Source organism: Gordonia alkanivorans NBRC 16433, assembly GCF_000225505.1.
GTDB classification, from domain to species: Bacteria; Actinomycetota; Actinomycetes; order Mycobacteriales; family Mycobacteriaceae; genus Gordonia; species Gordonia alkanivorans.
Genome location: NZ_BACI01000056.1, coordinates 157147 through 182688, shown reverse-complemented (window position 1 = coordinate 182688; position 25542 = coordinate 157147). Strand labels below are relative to the sequence as shown.

Below are 25542 nucleotides of genomic sequence, written 5' to 3'. Positions count from 1 at the left end.
CGATCTCACCGTTTCGCCCCAACCCGGCACCGCGTCGTGGCTACCGTGACTTCTGTGACCCCGACACGTCGTGAACGCAGGAAGCACAGTCGATCGCCGGCGCGCGGGCTCGCGGCGGTCATGGTCTCAGCGGCGACGATCGCCGGGATGGTCGTCGGGGCCCCGGCGGCTCACGCCCAGGCGCCGCTCAAGGTGACGACCGTCGCGGGTGGGCTGACCATCCCGTGGGGCGTCGTCGTCGCACCGGACGGCACGGTGCTCACCGGGGAGCGCGCGGGGAGGTTCGTAGCGGTGCGCCCTGGTGGGACGCGCGTCAACGTCACGGCCGATCTGTCGAACATCTTCGCGTTCCACGAGGCCGGGCTGATGGGACTCGCCATCGACCCCCGCTTCTCCGAGAACCGACGGGTGTACTCGTGTCAGGCCGAATACGCCGTGCCGGGCGCTTTCACCGTGCCGGAGCCGCTGGCTGGTGCGCCCATCCCGGCGCCGCAGACCGGTCAGACCACCAAGGTGGTGTCATGGCGGGTCAGCGCGGACTGGACGAAGATGGCGCGCGAGCGGACGATCCTCGGCAACATCCCGGTGAACTCCTCGGGAAGTCGTGCCGGCTGTGGACTCGCCGTCACCCCCGACAGCATCTGGGTCGGCACCGGTGACACCGGCACCCCGTCGTTCGCCCAAGCCCGGAAGTCGCTGGGCGGCAAGGTTCTGCACATCACGCGCGATGGCACCCCGGCACCGGGCAATCCGGACCCGCGCAGCCCGGTATACAGCCTCGGCCACCGCAACGTCCAAGGTGTCGCGGTGGCCCCGGGCAGTGGCCGCGTCTACGCGGTCGAGCAGGGGACGACCCGGGACGACGAGCTGAACCTGATCGTCGCCGGCGGCAACTACGGCTACAAGCCGGACCGCACCCCGCTGATCTACGACGAGTCCGTGCCCATGACCGACACCGGTCGCGTCCCGGGCGCGATCGGGCCGGTGTGGTCGTCGGGTGACTCGACGATCGCGACGCCGGGTATCGCCTTCCTTCCCGCCACGGGCTGGGGCCCGTACAGCGGTGGACTCGTCCTCACCGCGCTGAAAGGGAAGCGGCTCGTCTTCCTGAAGCTGTCCGACGACGGACGCCGCGTCGTGTCGAAGACCGAGGCCCTCGAGCAGAAGCACGGCCGTCTGCGGAGTGCCGCCGTGGCACCCGACGGGTCCCTGGTGCTGACGACGAGTGACGGTGACGGTTCCGACCGCATCCTGCGGGTGCGCTGGGAGGACTGAGGCGTGTGCGGTGACGCGCTGGGTGTGAGAGTGCGGCGATGACCGACAGGCTGACCACGTTCCGGCGCGGCGCGTACACCTTCGACGTGCTCGACGCCGGTCCGCTCGACGGCGAACCGATCGTCCTGCTGCACGGCTTCCCGCAACGAGCGCGCTCGTGGGATCTCGTCGCCCCGCGTCTGCACGCCAGGGGTTTCCGCACGATCGCTCCGGATCAGCGCGGTTACTCACCCGGGGCGCGACCCACCCGGCGCCGAGAGTACGTCCAGGGAGAGTTGGTGGCGGACGTGCTCGCGCTGTTCGACGACGCGGGTGTCGAGGATGCGCACGTCGTCGGACACGACTGGGGTGCGGCGGTGGCGTGGACACTCGCGGCCCACCACCCCGATCGGGTGCGAACGCTGACCGCGCTGTCGGTCCCGCATCCCGGTGCGTTCCTGCAGGCGATGCCCCGCGGTCAGATCCTCCGGTCCTGGTACATGTTGGCGTTCCAGATCCCGGCGCTGCCGGAGAAGCTACTCGGGCGGTTGATGACCACGCGACCGGATTTCGGTGTGCGGATGGGGTTCCCGGAACCGTTCGCCTCCCGCGTGGTTCCCGACATCGCCGAGTACGGGGCACTGCCCGGAGCACTCGGCTGGTACCGCGCGATGGCCATCCCCGACAAGAGGTCGACGCCTGCGCAGGTGAAGGTGCCCACGTCATATCTGTGGGGCGACCGCGACATCGCCCTCGGCAGGGTCGGTGCGCAACTGACCTCGGGGTGGGTCGACGCTCCCTACGACTTCGTCGTCCTGCCGGGTGCCGACCATTGGCTCCCGGAATCCCGGCCCGACGACGTGGCGGTCGCGATCTGCAGGTGCATCGACTCGTCCGTTGCCCGATAGATCCCACTTGCCGGAGAACGTGGCCGGATTGATGCCCCGACCTGGGTTTGAAGCGGCTTTCCGGTGGTAATACGGCCGTTGTGAGCCGATCTGATCGAGTGACTCACCCTGCGGCGCCAGAGGTCGTAGGGTCAGACTCAGATCGCTCGGAGGGTACCCATGAAGCAGCTCGTGGGCACCAAGAGGCAACCGACGACCCATTGCGAGGTCTCGTGACACGAATCGAATTGCGACAAAGGCTGTTCCGTGGCTGAGCGCGGCGCAGCACCCAAGGTCTCCCCGCTGCGTCGAGGTTTTCTCGGCGCGATCCGACACCTGTTCAATCCTCTGCACCCCGACGACTACCTGGAGCTGATCAATCCGCTCTGGACCACGCAGGAGCTGCGCGGACGGGTCGTCGAGGTACGTCCCGAGGGCGCGGATGCGGCCACGGTGTGGATCAAACCGGGCTACGAGTGGCCTGGTCACCAACCGGGGCAGTATGTCCGTCTCGGCGTGGTCATCGACGGCGTGTTCCATTGGCGCGCTTACTCGCTGACCTCCGATCCGCATCCGCGTGACGGTCTGATCAGCGTGACGCCGAAGCTGGTGGAGGAGGGGACGGTCTCGCCCTATCTCGTCCACCGCGTGCGCCCGGGGGAGATCGTGCGGCTCGGTGAGATCGAGGGCGTCTTCACGCTCCCCGATCCGTTGCCGGAGAAGATGCTGTTCATCAGTGCGGGCAGCGGGATCACCCCGATCATGAGCATGCTCCGCGACCTCGACCACCGCGATCGGGTCGACGATGTGGTCGCCATCCACTCGGCGCACAGTGACGAACAGGTGATGTTCAGATCCGATCTCGAGTCGATGGACGAGCGGCACGACGGATTCGACCTGACGCTGCGCATCACGAGCCGGGACGGCCGGATCAAGGCGGCCGACCTCGACGAACTCTGTCCGGACTGGCGTGAACGGCAGGCCATGTGTTCCGGACCGCGTGAGCTTCTCGACAGCCTCGTCGAGCATTTCGAGTCCGAGGGTGTCGGCGACCGGATCCATCTCGAACGTTTCCAGCCGATCATCGGCGGGAATGCCGGTGAGGGTGAGGGGGGCACCGTCCGGTTCACGCGCAGTGACACCGAGGTGACCTGCGAGCCGGGCCAACCGATCCTCGTCGCAGGCGAGGAGAACGGTATGCAGCTGAAATTCGGCTGCCGGATCGGTATCTGCCACACCTGCACCGGGGTTCTCAAGCAGGGGAGCATCCGGGACCTGCGGACCGGCGAGGTCAGTTCGCCGGAGGGATCGAGCATCCGCATCTGCGTGAACACCGCCGAGGGAGACGTCGACGTCGAGCTCTGATCGGCCGTCACACCTACTCCACCGACCGAAGGTCAGGATCTACACCGTCGACCGAAGGTCAGGATTGACCGGGAGGAACAATTATGACAACCACCGATTCCGGACAGCGCGTGACCAACCCGTTGGCGCACCTCGATCAGGAGACGATCGACAAGCTCGCCGAGGAGTTCGACGCCATCCACGACGAGGTCTACAGCGACCTCGGCGACCGCGACCGGCGCTACATCAAGACCGTCATCGCCACCCAGCGCCAGCTCGCTGCGCTGGGACGCATCGTGCTGCTCAACTCGCGTTCGCGGGGCGCATGGGTCGCCGGGACGGCGTGCCTCGGTATGGCCAAGATTCTGGAGAACATGGAGATCGGCCACAATGTGATGCACGGCCAGTGGGACTGGATGAACGATCCCTACATCCATTCGTCGGTGTGGGACTGGGACACCGCCTCCACGGCCGAGGCGTGGAAGCATTCCCACAACTACATCCACCACACGTTCACCAACATCCGCGGCAAGGACAAGGATCTCGGCTACGAGATCATGCGGATCGACCCGAACCAGAAGTGGCATCCGGTCTATCTGCTCCAGCCGTTCTACAACGTCCTGCTCACCGCCTTCTTCGAGTGGGGTGTCGCGCTGCACGATCTCGACCTCGAGGCGATCCGGCGCGGTGAGAAGCCGATGTCGGAGCTGGCCAAGGACCTCAAGGGCATCGCGGGCAAGATGCGTCGCCAGGTCGTGAAGGACTACGTCGGCTGGCCGGCGATCAGTGCGGGCGCATTCCTGTTGAGCCAGGCCGCGACCGGCGGGGCGATCCGTCAGCCGTCGACCTCACGGATCGGCAACGTGATCCGACGCCGCGGCGGCCGGCGCGGGAAGGCCGCGGCGAAGTTCGCCGATCAGGTCCTGCCCGGTGCGGAGAGCACTTTCCTGCGAACACTGACCGCGAACTTCACCGCCAACATCATCCGGAACGTCTGGGCGCACGCGATCATCTTCTGCGGCCATTTCCCGGACCAGACATACACATTCAGCAAGGAAGAAACCGAGAACGAGACCCGCGGCGGCTGGTATGTCCGCCAGCTCGTCGGTGCGGCGAACATCGAGGGCAGCCCGCTGTTCCACATCATCAGCGGCAACCTCGGCTACCAGGTGGAGCACCACCTGTACCCCGACATGCCGAGCACCCGGTACGCAGAGGTCGCACCCAAGGTGAAGGACATCTGCGAACGCTACGGATTGCCTTACAACACAGGACCTTTCGGACAACAGTGGGGCCAGGTCCACCGCACCATCGCGCGCCTGGCGTTCCCCGGCGGCAAGGCGCGCCCGAAGCCGGGACCGTACCACCGGCCGCCGCACTCGCGGGGCGAGGAACCGGGTCCGAGCGAAGCCGCACGCTTCCGCGGACGGCTCCCCGCCGAACACCCGAACGCCGGACCCGAGCACGAGTCGGGCGGCGTCGAGGTCTCACCGCCGCCGCGGTAGCCCCTCAGCGCAGGACGCGCCGCAGCACCACGAACACCAGCATCGCCACGACCGCCGCCAGCCCCGCGTAAGCGGGGGGGAGGTTGGTCGTCGGCGGCTCGGTGGGTGCACCTGATCGCAGCTGGGCGAAAGTGGCTCGCGCAGCATCGGATTCGGCGACGACGTCAACCGGCGGATGCGCCGGTGTCGGCGCGGGGGCGGGGGCGGGAGCCGGCATCGGGGTCTCCGGGGCGGCCGGGGTTTCGGCGACGGGCACCTCGGTGACGGGAGGTACCGACTTTGGGGGTGCCTTCTTCTCCGGCGCCTTCTTCTGGGCGGCCTTCTTCGCGGGTGCTTTCTTCGCGGCCTTCTTGGTGGGTGCTTTCTTCGCGGCCTTCTTGGTGGGTGCTTTCTTCGCGGCCTTCTTGGTGGGTGCTTTCTTGGCCGGGGCCTTCTTCGGCGCAGGTTTCGGTGGGGTCGCCTGCTCGGGGGCCGGCGTCGCATCCGGTTGAGCCGGTCCGGGATCGGCCGCCGCCGACTCCTGGGGAGGTTCGTCGTTGTTCGCACCGCCGTCGGACGGCGTGACGTTCGGCTCCTGCTCGGTCATACGGCGCTCCCTTGCGTGAGTCCCGGCCCTGCGTGTGTTTCCGGGGTGTGCGCACCGGGCGGACCCCCGACGCGACGCGTGGAACCCATCTTAGAGGTTCAGGAGCGAACGCCCAGCCGCGCGAGGATGTCGGCGTCGATGGCGACGAGTTCGTCGTCGATCGACTGGTGTGCCGTCCGGCGCTGTGCGGCGGACATGGTCTCGGCCGCGCCGACCGCGATGTCGAGGTTGTCCAGACGCTGGGTCATTGCCGCGACGAAGTCCTTGGCGTCGGCGCTGGTGTCCTGAGCGACGACCTTGTCCAGGGCGGTGCGCGTCGTGGCGATCCGCGCGGACAGCGCCGCGCCGTGGCCGCTGAACTGGCGCAACACTTCTGGCGACACACCTGCACGACTGGCCTGCAGAGCCGAGAGCTGCGCGCGGCCGGCGACCGCGGCGCGGTAGGCGATCGGGACGGCGATGGGCGCCACGAGGCGAGCGACCGAGAGGTACCGCTTGACGCTGGCCGGGCTGAACACCTTGGCGTCGGCGGCCGCCTTCGCTTCGGCACTCACCTTCTTGGTCTCGGCCTTGACGACCTTCTCCTGGGCCTTCGCCAACTGCTTGGCGGTCTTGCGCTCCGCCTTCAGATCCTTCTGGAGGTACTTGTGCTCGGTCTTGCGACGAGCCTTCTGTTCCTTCCGCCGGTGCTTGGCGTCGAACTTCGCCTCGAGCTTGGCTTTCGTCTTGAGAGCCTTGGCCTCTGCGCGGCGCTGAGCGCGAGACCTACCGTCGGAGGAGAACAAACCCATCGAATGACCTTTCGCTGCTGCCGAGTGGACCGCTGCGGGCGTGGTAACAAGTACAAGCATGACACGTGGCCCGGTGGGGCCACGCGTCCGACTGCTCGAGCCGAGAAAGGGATGGCGTGGCCTCTGTGGTGTTGTCGCCGCGCGATCTGGCGGGTTGCGAGCACCGGGTCGCTCTCGACTTCGGTCACGAGGGGCGTCCCGGTACCGAACCGGACCCGCCCGGCGTGCAGCGACGCAAGGAGGCCGCGGCCGATCATCGGACCGCGGTCCGGGAACTGCTCCGCGGCATCCACAGCGATCAGCCGGGTGCGTTCGTCGCCGTCGACCCGGAGTCCAGGGCCGCGGACCGGGTCGCCGCCACCATGAAGGCGTGCGACGCGGGTGTCGCGTGGATCTGGAATGCGGCGCTGCCCACCGACGTCGAACACGGGCGGCGCGGCCATGCCGAACTCCTGGTGAGGGTGGGCGACGGGTACGTCCCGGTCATCGTCGTCAATCACCGGATCACCCAGCCCGCGAAGACCACCCCGGATCCGAGCCGCCCGCCCACACTGGTCACCAGTCCGCTCTGGGGGTGGGCGCCCACGCCCGATCCGTATCGCACCGGCCGTCCCAACCGGCGCGACGCCCTGCGCCTCGCCCAGCTCACCGCGATGCTGGTCGAGATCGGCAGCGCCGCGTCGTCGGAGAGCGGTGACCTGCGCGGCGGGGTGATCGGCGTCGACGCCGACTGCATCGTCGTGCACGACACCGGTGCGATGCTCGAGGACTACAACGAGGTCCTGGACCGGCGCCGGGCGATCGCGGCGCAGCAGGTGCCGACCGAACCGCGACGCGTCGCCGAATGCCGCTCGTGCCCGTGGTGGGTGAAGTGCGGCCCGGAACTGGAGGCCGTCCGCGACGTGTCCCTCGTCGCCACCGGGAACCAGGGCGCCGCACTCATCGAGGCGGGCATCACGACGATCGACCAGCTCGCCGCGCAGCGCGGAGATCCGCCGGAGAACTGGCCGGGCAGTGCACGATTCGACGACGCGGTGATCGGTGCGATCGCCTGGCTGACCGGAACCGAACTCGTCCGGCGCCTCGACACCCCGCGGGTGTATCGCGCCGACATCGAGGTCGACGTCGACATGGAGAGCTTCGGCGAACACGGCGCCTACCTGTGGGGCACGCTGCGCACCGACACCACCGCGCCCGACGAGCCGGTGGTCTACCGGCCGTTCGTCACCTGGGATCCGCTGCCCACCCGCGACGAGGCGAGGTCGTTCGCCGAGTTCTGGGCCTGGCTGACCGCCGAACGGCTCGCCGCCCGGCAGAGCGGGAAGACCTTCGCGGCGTACTGCTACTCACAACAGGCCGAGAACCGTTGGCTGCTGGGCTCGGCCGACCGGTTCGCCGGCGAACCCGGCATCCCGACGCGACGCGAGGTGGAGGCCTTCATCGCCTCCGACGAGTGGGTCGACATCTACGAGGCCGTCGGCGAGAACTTCATCTGTCCCCGCGGCAAGGGACTGAAACGGGTCGCGCCCGTCGCCGGGTTCGCGTGGCGCGACGACGACGCGAGCGGCGAGGCGTCGATGGAGTGGTACCGCGCCGCGGTCGCTCTGGGTGGCGGCCGCCCTGATCTCGGTCAGCGGCAGCGACTGCTGGAGTACAACGAGGACGACGTCCGGGCCACAAAGGTGTTGCGGGAGTGGATGTCCGGGGGCGCCGTCGACGACGTCCCGCACGAACGGGATCTGCTGGCACGGACCGACGACTGACCCGACGAGCCGGCGGGCGACCGTCAGGAACGCAGGGTGCGCAGCGACTCCAGGAACGATCCGCTGCCGAACAGGGCGACCGCGCCGAGCAGCATCAGGCCACCGGGGGCCACGCCGACCAGGAACTTCTTGACCCCCGTCAGGATCGTGTCGGGGGACGAACTCGGCAGGGCCTGTGCCGGACCGTCGGACGGTGCCGGTGGACTCGACACCAAGGCGGCGGACTCGGACTCGTCCGAGTCGGTCGAAACAGCTTCCGGCGTCTCCGCATCCGGGGTGGTCTCGCCGGCGCGAGGAGCTGCGGCTCCCACACCTGCCGGCGCGCCTGCTGCAGATGCCCCGGGAGCCGCGGCGGCAGGGGGACCGCTGGGGGCGGCGACCGTCGGGACGTCGGCGGGTGGGGGCGGGGTTCCCTCGCCGTCGGGTGACGGGTCGGCGCCGGTCGGGTCCTGCGGAGCCGGCGGCACGTTCGGCCAGACGTTCACGGGCGGCACGGGGATCACGATCCCGGTCGTCGAGGTAGCCGACGTCGCCGGGCTCTCCGACGGAGAGGCTTCGGTCGTCGAGCTCCCGGTGTCAGGTGGCCCGGTCTCGGCGGACCCGGTCACCGAACTGCCCGTCGTCGTGGTCCCGGACGGTGTTCCGGTGCCCGACGGGGTGCCGTGACCGTGATGGCCGTGTCCGTGTCCGTGGCCGTGGTGCCAGGAGCTCCCCGGGGTGCCGTTGCCGGTCGGGGGTGACGCCCCGTAGTCGTCGTCATCATCATCGGAGTCGTCGTCGGCGCTGTGCGCGCCGTAGCCGCCCGACCCGCTGTTGCCGGGTCCGGAGTCACCAGAGCCGATCGGGGCCGTCGAGCCGATGCCGGGGGCGAGAGCGAGGAACGCGATCATCGCGAGGACGGCACCGACGGATGCCACGGATCGACGCCGCCGACGGTTGCCGTGAGGCTCCGGAATGCGGTGGGTCATCGTTCGGCTCCGGGAGTACAGTTGTGTACAAGATCCAGTGGTTCGGGGCGCGACCTCATGACCCCGAGTGCATCACGGTCAGGCCTCCAGTTCATGTGTCGTCGGCAGGCCGACACCGTGTTACCCCCCGAAGTGTGAAGAACGCCACACTATCGTTCGTTACATCATGACCACAGGTGATACGCATGGCGTGCGACGGTCCGGTACGTTCTGACCGTACCGGTCGTTGCAACGGCCGAGTGCAGCGGGCTTTAATGTTTGCAAATTCAAGTTTCGCATTTCGGAGAACATGGTCATGACTTCAGGAGGGGCGGAGAAGCCTATGGGCGACACCGGACGCACCGACTCCGATCGTTCGAGAGCGAAGGAATCGGATGCACTCGATCCGGGGTTGTTCGCCCGGCGACTCGAGGAGCTTTTTCGGACCGTTCCCGGTCCGAACGGGAGGGCATACAGTGCCAAGGCGATTGCGGCGCGGTCGACGGAACGGGGATTCCGTCTGGGTGAGTCGTATCTGAGCCAGTTGCGGTCGGGGAAAGCGAAGTCCCCGTCGTTCCGAACCGTCGAGGGGATCGCGGCCGCATTCGGGGTCGACGTGCATTACTTCCTCGAGGATCGGGCCGCGCAGCGCACCCGCGACGAGATCGATCTGATGCGGTTGCAGGCGGACACCAACGTGCAGTTGGCGGCATTCCGACTTGCGGGCCTCTCGAGCGATTCGGTCACCGTGGTGAACGAACTGATCAAGGTACTGCGCGAGCAGCAGGGTCTTCCGAAAGACCCACCGGACGTCATCGCGGCGGGACTCAGCGACGAGAAGCCGTCGGCTGATTCGCGTCTGCGTGTGGTCGGGGAGACGAGCGAGGACTGACCTGGTTCTCGGCCTGACGGCCGAAAACCGCGTCGCACGGGTCGCCGGGCGTCGGACAGGAGTATGGGCCGTGGGGTGTCGGCCCAAGACCAGTCCGAGCCGGTGACCACCTCGTGGCGTCTGTTCCCTCGGTCGGTGGCACACATCGCGTGCCCTTACGAAGTCGTGGTTCGATTGTGCACATGCGTCGATCCGAGCGTGCTCTGCGTGTGCTGTGTCGCACCACGTTGCGTGGACTCGATCTCGATCTCCCGCTGGATGTCACGCAGTTGTGTGACCGGTACGGCGAGCGGCGGGGTCGTCCGATTCGGCTGCTCGCCCATCCGTTGCCCAGTGGCGCGCCCAACGGGATCTGGTTGGCGGCTGCCGACGCGGACTACTTCTTCTATCAGGCGAACACGTCGCCGCTGCATCGCGACCAGATCGTCATCCACGAATTCGGGCATCTCATCGCCGGGCACCAGATGCTGGCCGAGGTGTCCGTCGAAGGGTTGGCCGCTCTCACGCAGGATTCGTCCGACGCGGCACTGCGTCGTACCTGTTACTCCGATGACCGCGAGTGGGAGGCCGAGATGTTGGCGTCGATGATCCTCGCCTGGGCCGAGGAGGCCGGCACCGGCGTCGGGAGCACTGCCGCGCACGACGAGCTCCGGGGCCTCCAGCGGCTGCTGGGTGGGCACCGCGGATGGTTGTGACCGGGTCGGCCGGCGACGCCGTCACTGCCCTCGTCCTCGCTCAGGGTGTCGAGGCGGGGATCGGCATCGTCAATGCGCTGGCGGGCGTGGTCTTCGCGATCGCGTTCTGCTGGCGACTGGACCAGATCCGCCGTACCGGATGGGGACTCCAACCGCTGGCGATGATGGTCGCGGTCGCGTCGTTGACGGTCGCCTTCGTCGTGGTGAACGAGGCGGTGGCGTCCACGCTCAACACCAGGGGATTCGCCGGACTGTCGAGGGTGGCCTTCTACGCGCTCCTCGCGATCGGGGTGGCCGCGCTCGTCGTGGTCTTCTTCTTCCCCGACCGGGTGTCCCGCGAACGACGCGCCGGCTGGGAGGCGCTGCCGCTCGTCGCGTCGCTCATCGGTCTCCAGATCACCATGCTGGTGATCCCCGAGGAGATCCGGACCGAGACCATCAGCGAATGGACCGTCCAGAACTGGGGTTTCGCCCTGTTCATGCTGATCGCGAGCGGATACCTCGCCTATGGTTTCCTGGCCTGCGTCAACAGTGTCCGGAAGTTCTATGCGACGGCCGACGGATACCTACGAGTGTCGCTGGGTCTGCTCATGGCCGGACTCGGGTTCCTGGCGCTCGGTGCGATCGCGCAGATCGTGTTCGTCGCGGTCAGTGCGATGAATGTCGCGAGGTCCCCGTGGCTCGTGACCACCAACCGGGTCCTGGCGACCGTCGGCGTCGTGTCCTTCCTGCTGGGCATCAGCTATCCGATGGTCTACTCCAGGGTGCAGTCCCTCGTGGCCAACCGGCGCCGCCGCCGACTCGACACCGAACTCCTGCCGTTGTGGCGGTTGGTGACCGGTGCGGTACCGGAGGTCGTGCTGCCCGACACGGGTCAGTTGTCGCCGACGACGCGGCTCCACCGGCGCGTGGTCGAGACGCGGGACGCGTTGACCCAGCTCAGTCCGTATCTACCGCCGGTCTTCGAGTATGCCCAGGTCGACGTGCAGGTTCGATTGCTGCGCAGCGCGGTGTCGGAGTTGAGCGCGGTGGCCGACGGGGCCGGAGACAAGATCAGCGGCGCGGTCCGCGACCTCGCCCCCGCCGACGGCGAGGGTCTGGAAGCGGATGCCGCACCGCTGATCAGGTTGTCCGAGGAGCTGCTGCTGACCGAGGACGCCGAGGTGGCGCCCATCGGTCGCCCGGCCGAGGACCAGGAATCGGGACTCTAGCGCGGAGCCATCCGGATCGCGCCGTCCATGCGGATGGTCTCGCCGTTGAGGTAGTTGTGCTCGACGATGAACTCGGCCAGCTGTGCGTACTCGTCGGGCTCACCGAGACGCTGCGGGAACGGGATCGCCTCGGCCAGGGTCTTCTGGAACTCGGGGGTCACACCCGCCAGCATCGGGGTGCTGATGGTGCCGGGGGCGATGGTGCAGACGCGCACACCGATCCGGGCGAGGTCGCGGGCCGCAGAAATGGTCATCGCGTGGACGCCACCCTTCGACGCGGCGTACGCGATCTGACCGATCTGGCCCTCGAAGGCCGCGACCGAAGCGGTGTTGATGATGACGCCGCGCTGGCCGTCGCCGTCGATGGTGGACTCCTCCGACATGCGGTTGGCGGCCAGCCGCATCACGTTGAAGGTGCCGACCAGGTTGATGTCGATGACCTTGCGGAAGAGGTCGAGCTCGTGGGGGCCGTTCTTGCCGAGGATGCGTGCGGCCCAGCCGACGCCGGCGCAGTTGACGGCGACACGCAGCGGTGCGCCCGACTCGGCGATGGTGTCGATGGCGCCCTGGACCTGCGCTTCGTCGGTGACGTCGGCGGCGATCAGGGTGACGCCGTCGGTGGGTGCCGCCTTGTCGATCGAGGCCTGCAGGTCGAGGCCGAAGACCTGCGCGCCTGCGGCGGCGAAGCGACGGGCGGTGGCTGCGCCGAGGCCCGATGCCCCGCCGGTGACCAGAACGGAAGCGCCTGAAACGTCCATGGGTGTAGTAGTCCTTTCGCGGTACCGATTGCCGCCGGACCCGTGTCCCGGTGAAGTGGACGACGTGCACCGGCGCGGGGTGCACGTTCACGATAGTCAGCTGCTGCGTGGCGCCCGCGTTCAGCCCTCGTGTCCACCGAGCGAACGCTCGGGAACGGCTGCTTCGGTATCGGAGTCGGCGCGGAGACGACGGTCGCGGTGGATGAGGAACGTCCCCACTCCGATGATGACGACGATCGCGGTGACCGTCGCGGCGATCATCGGGGTCGACGCCCCGGTCAGGCCGGTCACGGTGAGCCACACCGCGAAACCGAAGAACAGAACGGCCGCACCGATCGCGATGACACGCTCGGGAAGGTGCTTCCCGAGCAGGACACCCACGCCGATCGCCAGGGCGTCGGCGGCGACCATGCCCACGGTGGAACCGATCCACACGCCGAGCCAGTCGTGGTCGGTGGCAAGTGTGATGGTGGCCAGCATGGTCTTGTCGCCGAGCTCGGCGAGGAAGAAGGCCGACATCACGGCGAGGAACACCGAGGCGCCGACTCGCGTCGCGCGGTTCTGCTCCTCGTCGTCGAGGCGATCTCCGTAGATCGTCCACAGGCCGAAGACGAGCATGGCGAGGCCGGCCAGGACCGACATCAGATCGGTCGGCAGCGACATCCCGAGGAAATGACCGAAGAACACCGAGACGGCGTGTACCGCAGTGGTGGCGACGGTGATGGCGAGGAGGACGACCCACCAGCGGTACCGCAGGGCGTAGGTCATCGCCATCAGTTGTGACTTGTCGCCCAGTTCGGCGACGAAGATCACGCCGAAACTGAGGAGCAGGGCAGCAATCACAGACGCCAGGTTAGTGAGCCCTAACTGGCGAATGCAACTCGTCAGTAGCCCGTATCCATGCAGGTCGGGGGCACAAAAACTAAAGTTCGGCCACCCGGATTGCCGCGTGCGGGCAACCGCCTCTGGGCCTTCGCGAGGCCTCGGCGCCCTAAGCTGCGAGGAGCATGGCGAGCACGGCGGTGTCCGGGTCGGCATTGGGGTCGATGCCCACCTCGTTGCGGAGGTTCACCACGGTCCCGTCGGCCTCCGCCTCGGCCCACCCGGCCCGGTGCTCGAGTCCGAGTTCGGGGAGCCCGGGCAGCAGCACACAACCCGAGGCGACCTCGGAACACTCCGGCAACGACGGACGGGTCTGCGACGGCGGGTGCAGCATGACGAGCGCCGGGGGATTGTTCAGGAACCTGCCGGCCTCGACGAAGCTGTCGTCGACGACGTTCCCGATCGCGACCATCATCCCGACGGTGTCCTCACCGCCGTGCGGCGGACGCTGCTCGACGACGCCGAAGATCGTCGTCGTCGGGAGGAAGCCGGGCCGGCATGCGATCCGCACCGACCCGACGAGGGTCTGTGTCCACTCGAGTGTGGATTCCGGCCAGCGGCCCGAGATGAGGATTCCGTTCAGCGTGCCCTCATGCTGGAACGGGGTGAGTCCGATCGGAATCGACTGCATCGTGTCCTACCTCCAATCCGGGTGGGAGACCTGGTCATTGAGACCCAGGACCGCCGAAGATCACCCGTGTGAAAAGAATCCACCGCGGGGACGAAACGGACAACCCGAACCACCGTCTTGTGACGGTTCGTTTACATGCGATCGACCGACGGCTCCGGTGCCCAGGCACACTGGACCGGTGAAGAACTCGCACCCGCTGCGTCCGATGGAGTTCGCGTCCGTCGCGATCTTCGGTGGCCTGACCGTCGCCGCGGTGGTCATCGCCTCGGTCATCCCGCTGGCGCAGGCGGCCGGGCTGCTCGCACCGGTTCCTCTCGCCCTCATCGCAGCCCGCACTCGGCCGCGTGCACTGCTCACCGCCACCGTGGCGACGACAGCGGTCGCGTTCGCGATGGCGGGTACGGGCGCGATGGCCACCGTGCTCGGCTCGGCGCTGATCGGCGGAATCGTCGGCGACCTCAAGCGACGTCGCCGCGGGCTCGGGACGCTCGGACTGGCCACGCTGGTGGCCTCGCCGCTCCTCGGCGGGGTCTCGGTCCTGATCCTCCTTATTTTGGTGCCCTTGCGTGAGCTGACCATCGAGGCGATGACCAACTCCCTCCACGGTGTCGCCAAGTGGTTGCGCGGGTGGGGACCCACCGATGTCGTGGGCAACGCCCTCGACTCGATGAGCCGGAGCATCGCCAGTCACTGGTGGGCGTGGATCTGGATCTCCGGGACCGTCGGCACCGCGATCTCGCTGCTCGCCGCGTGGTGGATTCTCGGTGGCGTCATCGCGCGACTTCGCGACGTCCCCAGCGAGGACACGCTCACCTCCGACGGTCCGGCATCGACGGCAACCGACGTCGCGCCGCTGCCGATCGTCGCCGAACGTGTCGGCTTCGCCTACAGCCCGGACGCGAGACCGGTCCTCCACGACATCGACCTGCGCATCGACCCCGGCGAGTTCGTCGCCGTCGTCGGCGCCAACGGTTCGGGCAAGTCGACGCTCGCGAAGATCCTGGCCGGTCGCGCCCCGACCACCGGTGTCGTGCACCGCCCGGGTCTCGCCGGGCTGGGCGTCCACGGCGGGACCGCGCTCGTCCTGCAACGGCCGGAGATCCAGATGCTCGGTTCCCGCGTCGCCGACGACGTGGTCTGGGGTCTGCCGCCGGATGCCGACGTCGACGTGGAGGCTCTCCTTGCCGAGGTCGGGCTGACCGGTCTCGGCGACCGCGAGACCACCGACCTGTCCGGCGGGCAGCAGCAGCGCCTGGCGATCGCGGCGGCACTCGCCCGCGATCCGCAGCTGCTCATCGCCGACGAGGTCACCTCGATGGTCGACCCGGAGGGCCGCGGGCAGCTCCTGCACCTGCTGGCGTCGCTACCGGCCCGACGCGGGATCGCGGTTGCGCTGATCACCCACCGCGGCAGCGAGGCCGCGGCCGCCGATCGCGTCATCCATCTCGAGGCCGGTCGCGTGGTCCCTCATCCGCCGCACTGGATGCCGGACCCGCACGCCGACCTCGACCACGCTCCTCCGACCGGATCGTCGACGTCCCTCGCGGCGCCGGGCCCGCACATCGGCGGGCCGCTGCTGGTGCTCGACCATGTGGGATATGCGCATCTGCCCGGCTCGCCCTGGGAGGTCGTCGCGCTCACCGACGTCACCTTGACCGTGTACCGCGGGGAGGGGTTGCTCATCGTCGGCGGCAACGGGTCGGGCAAGACGACCCTCGCCTGGATCATGGCGGGCCTCCTGTCGCCGCGCACCGGAACGTGCCACCTGCTCGACACCTCCGTGAAGTCGACTCCGGCAGCCGGTTACGACGCCGGGGAGCCGGTCACCGAGCATGTCGGCGCGGTCGGGCTGGGCTTCCAGCACGCCCGCCTGCAATTGCAGAAGGTCACCGTCGCCGACGAGATCATGGCGGCCGGTGGCGAGAAGGTCGGGACCGCCGAGGTCGCCCGCGTCCTCGAACTCGTCGGCTTGCCCCGGCAGATGGCGGCCACCAAGGTCGATTCACTGTCGGGTGGGCAGATGCGTCGCGTCGTGCTCGCCGGGCTCATCGCCCGCAACCCCGACATGCTGGTGCTCGACGAGCCCCTCGCGGGTCTCGACCCCTTGGCTCGGGAGGAGATCGTCGCGCTCCTCGCGCGTCTGCGTGCCGAGGGCATGACCATCGTGATCATCTCGCACGACTTCGAATCGCTGGACTCGGTGTGTACCCGGCGGGTCCGGCTCGTCGACGGGCGGTTGCTGCCCGACACACATCAGAACGCCGATCAGCCGTCCGGCTGGGACGGAGGTGCCCCATGACCATGCGCACGGTTCCGTTGCGGCAGGTCCCCGGCGATTCCTTCGTCCACCGGTTGTGGGCGGGAACCAAGCTGGTGATCGTGCTGATCCTCGGCATCATGACCTGGGTGCTGCCGTCGTGGCCGGCACTGGGGATGGTGGCCGCGATCGTCATCCTCACCGCCCTGATCGCCGGGATCCCGTTGGGCGCCATCCCCCGTCCGCCGTGGTGGTTCTGGGGACTGATCGGTGTCGGCGTCGCCTTCAACGTCTCGTTCGCCGGCCTGCACGGTGGGCTGGTGTTTCTCCGGGCGGTGACCCTCGCACTCGTCCTCGTGGCGAGTTCGATCCTTGTCATCTGGACCACCCCGATGGCCGACGTCGCACCGGCGATCGCCCGGTTGATGCGACCGCTCCGGCGGCTGCGTCTACCCGTCGACGAGTGGGCCGTCGCAATCGCGTTGTGCCTGAGGGGTCTTCCGCTGCTGATCGAGGAGTTGCGCATGCTGCGCGCCGCGCACAAGCTGCGGCCGACGGCAAAGGGGCGCAGTGATCATCCGTCGGCGGAGATGGGGATCATGGATCTCATCACGGCCGCCATGTCGTCGGCGCTCCGCCGTAGCGCGGAGATGGCCGAGGCGATCACCGCCCGCGGCGGTACCGGTCGGCTCACGGCTCATCCGGCCCGCCCGGGCCGCGCAGATCTGTTGGCGCTCATCGTGATCGCTATCGCCTGCGGTGTGGCCGTCGCCGTGACGCTGATCCTCTGATCTCCCGCTCCCGCGGAACAGGAACGGCGCCGGCCACCCGAAGGTGACCGGCGCCGTTGGTATCTGGCGAAGGGAGGATCAGGCAGGCACGATGAGGCCGTTGCCCTGGGTCTTCGCGCGACCGTAACGCTCACCGGCGTCGGCCCAGTTGACCACGTTCCACCAAGCCTTGACGTAGTCCGGCTTGACGTTCTGGTAGTCGAGGTAGAAGGCGTGCTCCCACATGTCCAGCATGACGACCGGGATGATGGCGGCGGGGATGTTGCCGCTCTGGTCGGTCAGCTGCAGGATGACCAGCTTGCCACCGATGGTGTCGTAGCCCAGGATCGCCCAGCCCGAACCCTGCAGGGTGGTGGCGGCGGCGGTGAAGTGGGCCTTGAACTTGTCGAAGCCACCGAACTGCTCGGTGATCGCAGCCGCGAGGTCACCCTCGGGCTCGCCGCCGCCGTTGGGCGACAGGTTCTTCCAGAAGATCGAGTGGTTGGTGTGGCCGCCCAGGTGGAAGGACAGGGTGGCCGACAGTCCGTAGACCTTTCCGGCGATGCTCTCGTCCTCGCGGGCCGCGGCCAGCTTCTCCAGGGTGTCGTTGGCGCCCTTGACATAGGTCGCGTGGTGCTTGCTGTGGTGGAGCTCCATGATCCTGCCGGAGATGTGCGGCTCCAGTGCCGCGTAGTCGTAATCCAGATCCGGCAAGGTGTATTCAGCCACGATGTTCCTCTCTGAGGTGCTTTCGTATTCCCTGTTCACACGTGGGTCCGCCGATTGTGTCGGCGCCACGCGGATGGTTCCAGCCTTCCCCACACCATGGGTGATTGCAACAAACAGGCCCGAAGAAATATCAAGTGCGGTTGAAGATCACGGGCGGGCGTTCACGCCGGTCCACGCGGGCGAGATGCCGGGATCGGCTCAGATCAGTGCGAGCGCAACGATGACGGCCAGCAGTGCGACGATGCTCATCGCGATGGTGCGGCAGCTTCTCGCCACGTCGTAGTTGGCGCGCGGTGCGCCGCGCGGAGTCCGGAGGGAACCTCGATAGTCTCCGGTCGCGTGCGTCGCCATTGTCGCCTTTCATCAGCGGATCGGCTCGGCATTCCGGCGTCGGCGGCCCGAGGGCCTTCGGCTGTACGTGACAGGTGTCACATGCCGGGATGTGACCGCCATCATAAACAGACTGGGACGGCTGACTCAACTCGGGAAGCAGGACACGGCCGGCGGCGCGCGTAGACTTGGCGCATGTCTTGGCTAGACCAGCTCTTCGCCGCCAGTTCGCACAAGCAGGAACTCATCGCGGCCGACTCCGCACTACCCGGACGCGACACCGAGATCACGGTCCCCGGAGTCCATCTGGTCCTGGAGACCCCCATGCGTGGGCGGCCGGAGGCCGACGGCTCCTTCGGCAACGGCGGTATCGGCTCCTTCGACGACGGTCTGTCCGCGGTGATCCTGGCGGGTGGCTGCTTCTGGGGGATCGAGGAGATCTTCTGGCAGGTCCCGGGCGTGCACACGACCGCGGTCGGTTACGCGGGTGGTCACACGCCCAACCCGACCTACGAGGAGACCTGCACCGCGCGCACCGGCCACACCGAGTCGACGCTCGTCGTCTTCGACCCGACGGTCATCGACCTCGAGGGAATCCTCAAGATCTTCTGGGAGTCGCACGATCCGACCCAGGAGATGCGTCAGGGTAACGACATCGGGACCCAGTACCGGTCGGCGGTCTACACCCTCTCCGACGACGACGCCGCGATCGTCGTGGAGTCGGCGGCGAAGTTCCAGACCGCGCTCGATGCCGCCGGTCTCGGCCCCATCGCCACCGAGATCAAGCCTCTCGCCGCCGCGGGCGACGGACACTTCTATTACGCGGAGGATCACCACCAGCAGTACCTGGCGAAGAACCCGCACGGTTATCGCTGCCACGCGGCGACCGGAATCGGCTACCCCGCCTGAGGTGTCCGAGCCGATCACACTGCGGCAGTGGAACCGCACCCTGCTGTCCCGCCAGCACCTGCTGGAACGCGTCGACGAGGACGCGATCGAGGTGCTGGACCGATGCGTCGGCATGCAATCCCAGGACCCGCGTGCCGCGTTCTTCGGATTGTGGTCCCGCGTCGAGGGATTCGATCCGGCCGAACTCGACGAGTTGCTCACCGAGCGCGAGGTCGTGCGGATCGCGTTGCTGCGCTCCACGGTGTTCCTCATCGACGCCGAGGATGCCCGGTGGATACGGCCGCTCGCCGAGCCGATCCTCCGGCGCGAGATCGCCGAGGCGCACGTCCCGAGGCTGGTGGAGGCCGATCCGTCGCGGGTGATCGCCGATGCCGCCGAACTCCTGACCGGCCGTGAACTCTCCGGCACGGACCTGGGAACGCAACTGGCGCATCGGCATCCGGCGGAGAACCCGTCCACCCTCACCGGGATCGCCCGTTGTGGACTCCCACTCGTGCAGGTACCGCCGCGCGGACTCTGGCGGGGCCGCGGGGCGCCCACCTACCGGTTGTTCGACGAATGGGCCGGTCCGGGTGCACCGGCGGTCGAGGGCGAGGACGCGCGGGCGGACCTGATCCGCCTGTACCTCCGCGGTTTCGGGCCCGCCACCGTCAAGGCCATCCAGACGTGGGCGGGCATGACCGGCCTGAGGTCACTCGTGGAGAAGATGGAGGCCGACTGGGAACTCGTCCGGCTGACCGGTCCGCACGGCGAGACCCTCTACGATCTCGACGGACTCGGCTTCGCCGATCCTGACACTCCCGCCCCGGCCCGACTCGTGGCGCCGTTCGACCATGTCATCGGCGTCTCGGCCGACCGTGTCCGCGTCGCCGACCCGGAGTTGTTCCGGCGGACCGTGACACCCAACGGCCGCTCGCCGGGGTTCGTCTTCGCCGACGGATTCCTCGTCGGCACATGGCATCTCGACGGCGACGGCGGGATACGGATCGAGATGCTGCGGGAGGTCACGAAAACCGAGGAACGGGAGATCGACGCCGAGGTCGAGAGACTGCGCGCGTTCCTCTCTGCTCCCTGAGCTCAGTCGCCCGTCCGCGGATTGCGCGAGGTGATGCAGTACGGGCGTCCCATCGGGTCGACCATCGTCGTCCAGTGCGGGTGGTGCTCGATCGCGCGAGCGCCCCATCCCTCGTGGCGTGCCACCTCGTCGGGGACCGAGTTGGTCGCGAGGTCGAGGTGCCCGGTTGCCGTCGACGAGCCTTCGGGTCCAGGCGTGTCCGGATCGGATTGCCTGCGCTGCAACAGGATTCCGGTGGTGATCGCGGGGTCGCGGCGCAGTGCCACGAGTTCGGGTCGGGATTCGGGTGGCTTGGGCGGCCAGCCGGTCAGCGCCGTCCAGAACTCGACCTCGGCGTCGAAGTCGGCTGCGGGTATGTCGATGCACAACTGGTCGATGATGCTGATGGCGTCACCTGGCCACCGGATCGGCCGGGACCGTTTTGACTCTCCCGCCCACGGCACCAGGCAGAACACGAAACCGGCGGGCGAACGGAGGACGACGTGGGTGCCGGCGTCGTGGTTCAGCGTCGCCCCGAGTCCCACCGCTTCGTCGGCCGCGGCCAGAGGGTCGTCGGTGTGGATGTCGAGGTGGACCCCGCCCGGACCGTCGTCGACCCGTTGCACTCGGAGGTGAGGGTCGCCGTTGAACGGTTCGAGGGAGGCGAACTCGCGGTGTTCGCCGCGCGGCGGCGACACGGTGCTGCCCGCGATCGCACGCCAGAAGGTCACCTCGCTGCCGAACTCGTCGGCGGGGAAATCGAGGAATGCGCTGAGCCACCTGACCTGCACGCGGGAGAGTCTACGGCGCGAGTGCACCCGGTGCGCTGCAGAATGCGTGGGCAGCCCAGCCCGAAACCGGAACCGGTGAACCGCCACTAGACTCGGGCAGATGACTGCAGGACCGCTGGCGGCGGTGGGCAAGAAGTTCGCGAAGTCGCGTGCCGAGCACGTCGCGGTGGTTCGACTCGACGGTCCGATCGGCGCGGCCGGGATGGGCAAACACGGGCTGACCACCGACACGGTCGAGCCGGTACTCAAGCGGGCGTTCGCCACCGAACGGCTCAAGGCCGTCGTCGTCGTGATCAATTCGCCCGGCGGTTCGCCGGCGCAGTCGGAGTACATCGCCGAGCGCATCCGTCAGCTGTCCGCGGAGAAGGGCGTGCCGGTCCTGGCCTTCTGCGAGGACGTCGCGGCGTCCGGCGGCTACTGGGTCGCCTGCGCGGCGGACGAGATCTACGCCGCTCACACGTCGATCGTCGGCTCCATCGGAGTGGTGTCCTCGGGATTCGGCTTCTCGGCACTTCTCGACCGGTTCGGCGTGCAGCGTCGTCTCTACGCGACGGGGGAGAACAAGGCCCGGCTCGACACCTTCTCGCCGGAGGTGGCCGAGGACGTCGAATGGCTGAAGGGCCTCCAGGGGCAGCTGCACGAGGCGTTCATCGCATGGGTGCGGCAGCGTCGGGGCAAGAAGCTGACGGCGTCCGACGAGGAACTCTTCAACGGAGACGTCTGGGTCGGGCACCGGGCCGCCGAACTCGGTCTCGTCGACGGCATCGGCGTCATGCGTTCGGTGGTGGCCGAGCGGTACCCCGATGCGGAGATCACCGTCATCGAGGCACCCAAGCCGCTGCTGGCGCGTCTGGTGGGCAACCAGATGTCCGTCTCCGGGCTGGCCGAGAGCGTCACGACGGGCGTGATGGCTGCGATCGACCGCGCGCCCGCGGTGCGGACGGGGTTTTTACACCGTGACTGAGGGGTAATACCAGACCCGGTTCGGGGGGTTTCCCCAAGGGTTTGTCCCCACGTTATCCACAGGTGTGTGCACTGTAAGAAAATGCACCACCGGTCGACGCCTGCAGTTTCGTGAATTTCCTACGCGCACATTGGCCCAAACGAGTGATGCCAGTCACATAGGGAGGGCCTTTGGCCAGGGTTTTTCCACAGTTTCCACAGCCTCATCCCCAGGTTGACGGTGAGGTGCGGATTATGGACAGCTGTCCATTCGAGGCATGTGGATAAAACTATGATGGTCAGCATAGGCCGCTTCGGGCGGTCTGTACGACATCGAAGGTGATCTTCACCGCACTGCTGAGAACTGGCTCGGGAGATGACGTGACACGCGCTGCGCCTGGACTGTGCCACCATGGAAATCGTGACCATGGGCGACATCACGCAGGTGCCGGTGACCGATTTGCCGGACGACTTCACGCAGACGGCCGACGCGGTGATGCTCGACGTCCGTGAGGACGACGAATGGGCGAACGGACACATCCGCGGCGCTCTCCACATCCCGATGGCCGAGATACCGGGTCGGTTCGGCGAACTCGACCCCGACGCCGACCTCTATGTGGTGTGTCATTCGAGCGGTCGCTCGATGCGGGTGCTGCAATACCTCGCGCAGGTGGGATACGACGGCATCTGTGTGCGCGGCGGGATGCTCGCCTGGCAGGAGCACGGCAAGCCCGTCGAGTTCGGCGTCAGGGACGGCGGGGGCGACGCCCACTGATGATCGACCTCTGTCCGCGGTGCCGCATCCAGGCGCCGCACCGTCCCGGGCGCGAGCACTGTCCTCGCTGTGGTGGCCCGCTGAGCGTCGTCGACGACGTCTCTCGTGCGATGGCGGCACCCGCGCGCCCGGCGACCCACGCGCCGCCCCGTACGGCGCCGACCGGCCGGCTGTACCGGGGCCGTAACGTGCGGTGGGTCGCGCGGCGTCCTCCCGAGGCCATCCCCAGCCGCCGCGGACCGTCGGGCCCGCGCGGTCCGCGTCTCATCCCCCGCTACGTCTACATCCCGACCTGGGGTCTGCGCGACGAGCCGGTGACCGCTGACGCGACGCACGATCGGATCGACGCCTCGCGGGCACGCCTGCTGTTCGCGCTCGTCGTGGCCGGGACGGCACTCGCGGCGTCGGCGGTCATCCACCTGTTGCGCTATATCCTGTTGGCCGTCAACCGCACGCAGCCGCTCCCGAACCCGTTGATCGTGGTCTCCGACTGGATGATCGTGTTCGTGGGGGTCGCTGCTCTCCTGGCCTATGTGTGGGCGACCCTCGCGTTCATCCGCTGGGTGATGGACCTGCGGGCCGGTGCCTATGAGGAAGCCCGACTCCTCGACCCGAGGCGTCCGCTGTGGGTCGGGGTCCTGGTGGGGGTCCCACTGGTGAACCTGGTCGGTGCGCCGCTCGTGCTGGGCGAGGTCGTGGCCCTGCGCGTGGCCCACGATCCGTCCCTCGACGCCGAACGTGTCGGCCGCCGGGTCCGCCGGCTGTGGGTCGCGTGGGTGGTCGTCACCGTCACCGCCGTACTGGCGCTGGTCGCCCGAGTCGTCGCGTTGGGTTCGGACTCGGTGCAGACCGGGGCCAACGCGCTCGCCATGGTGATCATCAGCGCGGCCGTGTCGGCCGCCTTCGCCTTCTGGACGGCGCGCCGTGTGCCGGTGCTGTTCGACGCCGCCACGGCGGTCCCGGTCCCGAAGAGAAGGTGGGTGGCGGTCGGATGAACTCAGGTGTGAACGTGGGTGCGGCCGAGAAGGTGTCGCGTTCGGGTAAGCCCGCGGTGGTCGCGCACCGCGGCGCCTCCGGGGACCGTCCGGAACACACCCTGGCCGCATACGAGCTCGCACTCGCGCAGGGCGCGGACGGACTCGAGTGCGATGTTCGGCTCACCGCCGATCACGAGCTCGTCTGTGTGCACGACCGGACCGTCGACCGCACGTCGGACGGTTCCGGCATCGTCAGCGAGATGACGCTGGCCCAGCTCCGCGAACTCGATTTCGGGAGTTGGCATTCCGCGGGCGACCCCGCGTCGATCCTGACGCTTCGGGAGCTGCTCACGCTCACCCTGGACTGGCGCCGCCCGGTCCGGTTGTTCATCGAGACCAAACATCCCGTTCGGTTCGGCAGTCTCGTCGAGCAGAAGCTCCTCGAGATCCTCCACGAGTTCGGCGTGGCCACCCCGCCGTCGGCCGATCACAGTCGCGCCGTGGTCATCTCGTTCTCCTCCGCCGGCGTCTGGCGCATCCGTCGCCATGCCCCGATGCTCCCGACCATTTTGCTGGGCGACACCGCCCGAGTACTCGGTGGCAGTGCGGCGACCGCCGTCGGGGCCACGGGGATCGGTCCCTCGGTGATGACCCTGCGGCAGTACCCGGATCTCGTCGACCGCGCCGCCGCGGCCGGACGCGTGACATACTGCTGGACCGTCGACGAACTGGTGGACGTCCAGCTCTGCGCCGACCTCGGAGTGCGCTGGCTGGCCACCAACCACCCGGCCAGGGTCCGCGACTGGCTGGTCACCGTCGACTGAGCGGCCTTCTCCTGCCCGGGCTTCTCGGCGCGGTGAGCGGCTCGTGAGAGAGTGGACCGATGGGCAAGAAGAGCAAGCGGGGCAGTGGACCCCGCCCGGGAAGCAATCGCGCCGAGCGGGTCGCCGCTCGTAAGGCTCGGCAGGCGGCGTCGATGGCACCGCCGCCGCGCCCCTTCGCGGGGCTGGCCTCCGAGTGCGACTTCGTCGCACTGCGGACCTTCGTCGCATCGGCGACCGCACGTCTCGAGCTGACGGAGCCTGCCGACACGCGCAACGACGTCTCCATCGTGACGATCCTGCCGGGTGCCGGGCCTGCACTCGCACGTGAATCCGGTGGCGCGACAGAGGGTTTGGTCGGGTTGCAGACAGAGCCCGACCGAATGGCGCTCCCCGTCGAACTGGCGGCCGCGATCGCCTGGGCAGCCCACGCAGACGCCGGTAGCGAGTTCGATCTGGAAGCCGCCGACGAATCCCCCTCGCTCGACGAGGTGCTGAAGGCCGACGCGGTCCTGGACATCACCGTGCACCAGGACTTCTCGTGGTGGTTCCCGGAGGGCACCGAGGTTCCTGCCGAGATCGCCCCGATGTTCGAGCGCGCCAACGATTCCGTGCTGCCGACCGCGCGCCTCGTCGTCGACAGCGGTTCCGGCGCCCCGTGGTGGGTCGATGCCGGCGAGCGGGCACATCTGCGGTGGATTCGTCCCGAGCCCGAGGACGACCTCATGGCCGCGATGGCCCGCCTGCATGCGGCCGGGCGTCTGACGATGGGTGAGGGCTCGCGCTTCGCGGGGTCGTTCCGCACCCACGGGCTGCTGGTCCCGGTGTTCGACCTCGACAGCGAGATGCACCACGAGGAGTGGCAGGCGGGTCTCAATCAGCTCGACCAGTGGCTGGGCGAGGCGCTTGCCGACTCCTCGGAGCTGACCATCGCCGAGCGCAGTTCGCGCGACGGCATCCGCGGCCGCCAGGTCACTCTGCGTTAGACGAGGAAACCCTCGAAAACCGTTTCGGCGGCGCGACTTCGGTGAAGTCGCGCCG

General features: G+C 68.2%; 26 protein-coding genes. 17 read left to right on the top strand and 9 right to left on the bottom strand.

Annotated features, from left to right (window positions below; genetic code table 11):
• Nucleotides 1-54: 54 nt before the first annotated feature.
• The 4 genes from GOALK_RS10885 to GOALK_RS10870 all read left to right on the top strand — a co-directional run bounded on the left by GOALK_RS10885 (nucleotide 55) and on the right by GOALK_RS10870 (nucleotide 4990).
• Complete coding sequence (locus GOALK_RS10885; protein WP_040004123.1) at nucleotides 55-1275, top strand: PQQ-dependent sugar dehydrogenase; 1221 nt, start codon at nucleotides 55-57, stop codon at nucleotides 1273-1275.
• A gap of 38 nt (nucleotides 1276-1313) precedes the next feature.
• The gene (locus GOALK_RS10880) at nucleotides 1314-2162 is read left to right on the top strand and encodes an alpha/beta fold hydrolase (protein WP_006358869.1); all 849 of its coding nucleotides are present in this window, start codon (nucleotides 1314-1316) and stop codon (nucleotides 2160-2162) included.
• A 246-nt stretch (nucleotides 2163-2408) separates the two neighbouring features.
• Entirely contained in the window at nucleotides 2409-3506 is a 1098-nt protein-coding gene (locus GOALK_RS10875) for a ferredoxin reductase (protein ID WP_006358868.1), read from the top strand.
• A gap of 83 nt (nucleotides 3507-3589) precedes the next feature.
• Nucleotides 3590-4990 carry a fatty acid desaturase family protein gene (locus GOALK_RS10870; RefSeq protein ID WP_006358867.1) on the top strand — a complete coding sequence of 467 codons (1401 nt, stop codon included), beginning with the start codon at nucleotides 3590-3592 and terminating at the stop codon, nucleotides 4988-4990.
• Between the two features lie 4 nt (nucleotides 4991-4994).
• Here GOALK_RS10870 and GOALK_RS10865 read toward each other — a convergent pair whose 3' ends face one another.
• The gene (locus GOALK_RS10865; protein ID WP_006358866.1) at nucleotides 4995-5576 is read right to left on the bottom strand and encodes a hypothetical protein; all 582 of its coding nucleotides are present in this window, start codon (nucleotides 5574-5576) and stop codon (nucleotides 4995-4997) included.
• Nucleotides 5577-5674: 98 nt separating this feature from the next.
• Nucleotides 5675-6367, bottom strand: a complete 693-nt coding sequence (locus GOALK_RS10860) for a DUF6474 family protein (RefSeq protein WP_006358865.1) — start codon at nucleotides 6365-6367, stop codon at nucleotides 5675-5677.
• 116 nt (nucleotides 6368-6483) lie between these two features.
• Here GOALK_RS10860 and GOALK_RS10855 point away from each other — a divergent pair, with 116 nt between their 5' ends.
• On the top strand, nucleotides 6484-8130 hold the full coding sequence (locus tag GOALK_RS10855; RefSeq protein ID WP_006358864.1) for a TM0106 family RecB-like putative nuclease: 1647 nt from the start codon (nucleotides 6484-6486) through the stop codon (nucleotides 8128-8130).
• A 23-nt stretch (nucleotides 8131-8153) separates the two neighbouring features.
• On the opposite strand, the gene GOALK_RS24225 is transcribed toward GOALK_RS10855, so the two are convergent.
• On the bottom strand, nucleotides 8154-9047 hold the full coding sequence (locus tag GOALK_RS24225) for a hypothetical protein (protein WP_232283163.1): 894 nt from the start codon (nucleotides 9045-9047) through the stop codon (nucleotides 8154-8156).
• A gap of 346 nt (nucleotides 9048-9393) precedes the next feature.
• Between GOALK_RS24225 and GOALK_RS10845 the strand changes: the two genes are divergently transcribed.
• From GOALK_RS10845 to GOALK_RS10835, 3 genes are all read left to right on the top strand, one after another.
• Nucleotides 9394-9969, top strand: a complete 576-nt coding sequence (locus GOALK_RS10845; RefSeq protein ID WP_040004141.1) for a helix-turn-helix transcriptional regulator — start codon at nucleotides 9394-9396, stop codon at nucleotides 9967-9969.
• Between the two features lie 182 nt (nucleotides 9970-10151).
• A complete protein-coding gene (locus tag GOALK_RS10840; protein ID WP_006358861.1) occupies nucleotides 10152-10664 on the top strand; it encodes a hypothetical protein in 513 nt (170 codons plus the stop codon).
• Complete coding sequence (locus GOALK_RS10835; RefSeq protein WP_035754201.1) at nucleotides 10655-11875, top strand: MAB_1171c family putative transporter; 1221 nt, start codon at nucleotides 10655-10657, stop codon at nucleotides 11873-11875. The genes GOALK_RS10840 and GOALK_RS10835 overlap by 10 nt, the downstream gene beginning before the upstream one ends.
• Here GOALK_RS10835 and GOALK_RS10830 read toward each other — a convergent pair.
• The 3 genes from GOALK_RS10830 to GOALK_RS10820 all read right to left on the bottom strand — a co-directional run bounded on the left by GOALK_RS10830 (nucleotide 11872) and on the right by GOALK_RS10820 (nucleotide 14146).
• Nucleotides 11872-12633 carry an SDR family NAD(P)-dependent oxidoreductase gene (locus tag GOALK_RS10830; RefSeq protein WP_006358859.1) on the bottom strand — a complete coding sequence of 254 codons (762 nt, stop codon included), beginning with the start codon at nucleotides 12631-12633 and terminating at the stop codon, nucleotides 11872-11874. The genes GOALK_RS10835 and GOALK_RS10830 overlap by 4 nt on opposite strands.
• Before the next feature lie 120 nt (nucleotides 12634-12753).
• On the bottom strand, nucleotides 12754-13476 hold the full coding sequence (locus GOALK_RS10825) for a TMEM165/GDT1 family protein (protein WP_035754202.1): 723 nt from the start codon (nucleotides 13474-13476) through the stop codon (nucleotides 12754-12756).
• A gap of 148 nt (nucleotides 13477-13624) precedes the next feature.
• Nucleotides 13625-14146, bottom strand: a complete 522-nt coding sequence (locus GOALK_RS10820; RefSeq protein ID WP_006358857.1) for a hypothetical protein — start codon at nucleotides 14144-14146, stop codon at nucleotides 13625-13627.
• A 178-nt stretch (nucleotides 14147-14324) separates the two neighbouring features.
• On the opposite strand from GOALK_RS10820, the gene GOALK_RS10815 reads away from it, so the two are divergent.
• Nucleotides 14325-16445 carry an ABC transporter ATP-binding protein gene (locus GOALK_RS10815; protein ID WP_157139149.1) on the top strand — a complete coding sequence of 707 codons (2121 nt, stop codon included), beginning with the start codon at nucleotides 14325-14327 and terminating at the stop codon, nucleotides 16443-16445.
• On the top strand, nucleotides 16442-17194 hold the full coding sequence (locus GOALK_RS10810) for an energy-coupling factor transporter transmembrane component T family protein (RefSeq protein WP_006358855.1): 753 nt from the start codon (nucleotides 16442-16444) through the stop codon (nucleotides 17192-17194). The genes GOALK_RS10815 and GOALK_RS10810 overlap by 4 nt, the downstream gene beginning before the upstream one ends.
• A 78-nt stretch (nucleotides 17195-17272) precedes the next feature.
• Here the strand turns inward: GOALK_RS10810 and GOALK_RS10805 are convergent, their stop codons facing one another.
• Nucleotides 17273-17902: a superoxide dismutase gene (locus tag GOALK_RS10805; protein WP_006358854.1), complete on the bottom strand. Its 630-nt coding sequence runs from the start codon at nucleotides 17900-17902 to the stop codon at nucleotides 17273-17275.
• A 198-nt stretch (nucleotides 17903-18100) separates the two neighbouring features.
• Nucleotides 18101-18253, bottom strand: a complete 153-nt coding sequence (locus tag GOALK_RS24035) for a hypothetical protein (RefSeq protein ID WP_006358853.1) — start codon at nucleotides 18251-18253, stop codon at nucleotides 18101-18103.
• A 174-nt stretch (nucleotides 18254-18427) separates the two neighbouring features.
• On the opposite strand from GOALK_RS24035, the gene msrA reads away from it, so the two are divergent.
• On the top strand, nucleotides 18428-19141 hold the full coding sequence (gene msrA / locus GOALK_RS10800; RefSeq protein WP_006358852.1) for a peptide-methionine (S)-S-oxide reductase MsrA: 714 nt from the start codon (nucleotides 18428-18430) through the stop codon (nucleotides 19139-19141).
• A gap of 1 nt (nucleotide 19142) precedes the next feature.
• Complete coding sequence (locus tag GOALK_RS10795) at nucleotides 19143-20216, top strand: winged helix DNA-binding domain-containing protein (protein ID WP_006358851.1); 1074 nt, start codon at nucleotides 19143-19145, stop codon at nucleotides 20214-20216.
• 2 nt (nucleotides 20217-20218) lie between these two features.
• Here the strand turns inward: GOALK_RS10795 and GOALK_RS10790 are convergent, their stop codons facing one another.
• Entirely contained in the window at nucleotides 20219-20986 is a 768-nt protein-coding gene (locus GOALK_RS10790; RefSeq protein ID WP_035754207.1) for a VOC family protein, read from the bottom strand.
• A 100-nt stretch (nucleotides 20987-21086) separates the two neighbouring features.
• On the opposite strand from GOALK_RS10790, the gene GOALK_RS10785 reads away from it, so the two are divergent.
• The 5 genes from GOALK_RS10785 (at nucleotide 21087) to GOALK_RS10765 (ending at nucleotide 25487) form a co-directional block, all read left to right on the top strand.
• Entirely contained in the window at nucleotides 21087-21950 is an 864-nt protein-coding gene (locus tag GOALK_RS10785; protein WP_006358849.1) for a S49 family peptidase, read from the top strand.
• Between the two features lie 390 nt (nucleotides 21951-22340).
• Nucleotides 22341-22703, top strand: a complete 363-nt coding sequence (locus tag GOALK_RS10780; RefSeq protein ID WP_006358848.1) for a rhodanese-like domain-containing protein — start codon at nucleotides 22341-22343, stop codon at nucleotides 22701-22703.
• A gap of 110 nt (nucleotides 22704-22813) precedes the next feature.
• Complete coding sequence (locus GOALK_RS10775; protein ID WP_006358847.1) at nucleotides 22814-23698, top strand: DUF4328 domain-containing protein; 885 nt, start codon at nucleotides 22814-22816, stop codon at nucleotides 23696-23698.
• A complete protein-coding gene (locus tag GOALK_RS10770; RefSeq protein ID WP_006358846.1) occupies nucleotides 23695-24504 on the top strand; it encodes a glycerophosphodiester phosphodiesterase in 810 nt (269 codons plus the stop codon). The genes GOALK_RS10775 and GOALK_RS10770 overlap by 4 nt, the downstream gene beginning before the upstream one ends.
• A gap of 59 nt (nucleotides 24505-24563) precedes the next feature.
• Complete coding sequence (locus GOALK_RS10765) at nucleotides 24564-25487, top strand: DUF5926 family protein (RefSeq protein ID WP_006358845.1); 924 nt, start codon at nucleotides 24564-24566, stop codon at nucleotides 25485-25487.
• Nucleotides 25488-25542: the final 55 nt, after the last annotated feature.

Coding starts and splice junctions, on each gene's coding strand:
- GOALK_RS10880 (WP_006358869.1), top strand. CDS start 1,314: ATGACCGACAGGCTGACCACGTTCCGGCGCGGCGCGTACACCTTCGAC.
- GOALK_RS10870 (WP_006358867.1), top strand. CDS start 3,590: ATGACAACCACCGATTCCGGACAGCGCGTGACCAACCCGTTGGCGCAC.
- GOALK_RS10865 (WP_006358866.1), bottom strand. CDS start 5,576: ATGACCGAGCAGGAGCCGAACGTCACGCCGTCCGACGGCGGTGCGAAC.
- GOALK_RS10860 (WP_006358865.1), bottom strand. CDS start 6,367: ATGGGTTTGTTCTCCTCCGACGGTAGGTCTCGCGCTCAGCGCCGCGCA.
- GOALK_RS10845 (WP_040004141.1), top strand. CDS start 9,394: ATGACTTCAGGAGGGGCGGAGAAGCCTATGGGCGACACCGGACGCACC.
- GOALK_RS10840 (WP_006358861.1), top strand. CDS start 10,152: ATGCGTCGATCCGAGCGTGCTCTGCGTGTGCTGTGTCGCACCACGTTG.
- GOALK_RS10835 (WP_035754201.1), top strand. CDS start 10,655: ATGGTTGTGACCGGGTCGGCCGGCGACGCCGTCACTGCCCTCGTCCTC.
- GOALK_RS10830 (WP_006358859.1), bottom strand. CDS start 12,633: ATGGACGTTTCAGGCGCTTCCGTTCTGGTCACCGGCGGGGCATCGGGC.
- GOALK_RS10820 (WP_006358857.1), bottom strand. CDS start 14,146: ATGCAGTCGATTCCGATCGGACTCACCCCGTTCCAGCATGAGGGCACG.
- GOALK_RS10810 (WP_006358855.1), top strand. CDS start 16,442: ATGACCATGCGCACGGTTCCGTTGCGGCAGGTCCCCGGCGATTCCTTC.
- GOALK_RS24035 (WP_006358853.1), bottom strand. CDS start 18,253: ATGGCGACGCACGCGACCGGAGACTATCGAGGTTCCCTCCGGACTCCG.
- msrA (WP_006358852.1), top strand. CDS start 18,428: ATGTCTTGGCTAGACCAGCTCTTCGCCGCCAGTTCGCACAAGCAGGAA.
- GOALK_RS10785 (WP_006358849.1), top strand. CDS start 21,087: ATGACTGCAGGACCGCTGGCGGCGGTGGGCAAGAAGTTCGCGAAGTCG.
- GOALK_RS10780 (WP_006358848.1), top strand. CDS start 22,341: ATGGAAATCGTGACCATGGGCGACATCACGCAGGTGCCGGTGACCGAT.
- GOALK_RS10775 (WP_006358847.1), top strand. CDS start 22,814: ATGGCGGCACCCGCGCGCCCGGCGACCCACGCGCCGCCCCGTACGGCG.
- GOALK_RS10770 (WP_006358846.1), top strand. CDS start 23,695: ATGAACTCAGGTGTGAACGTGGGTGCGGCCGAGAAGGTGTCGCGTTCG.
- GOALK_RS10765 (WP_006358845.1), top strand. CDS start 24,564: ATGGGCAAGAAGAGCAAGCGGGGCAGTGGACCCCGCCCGGGAAGCAAT.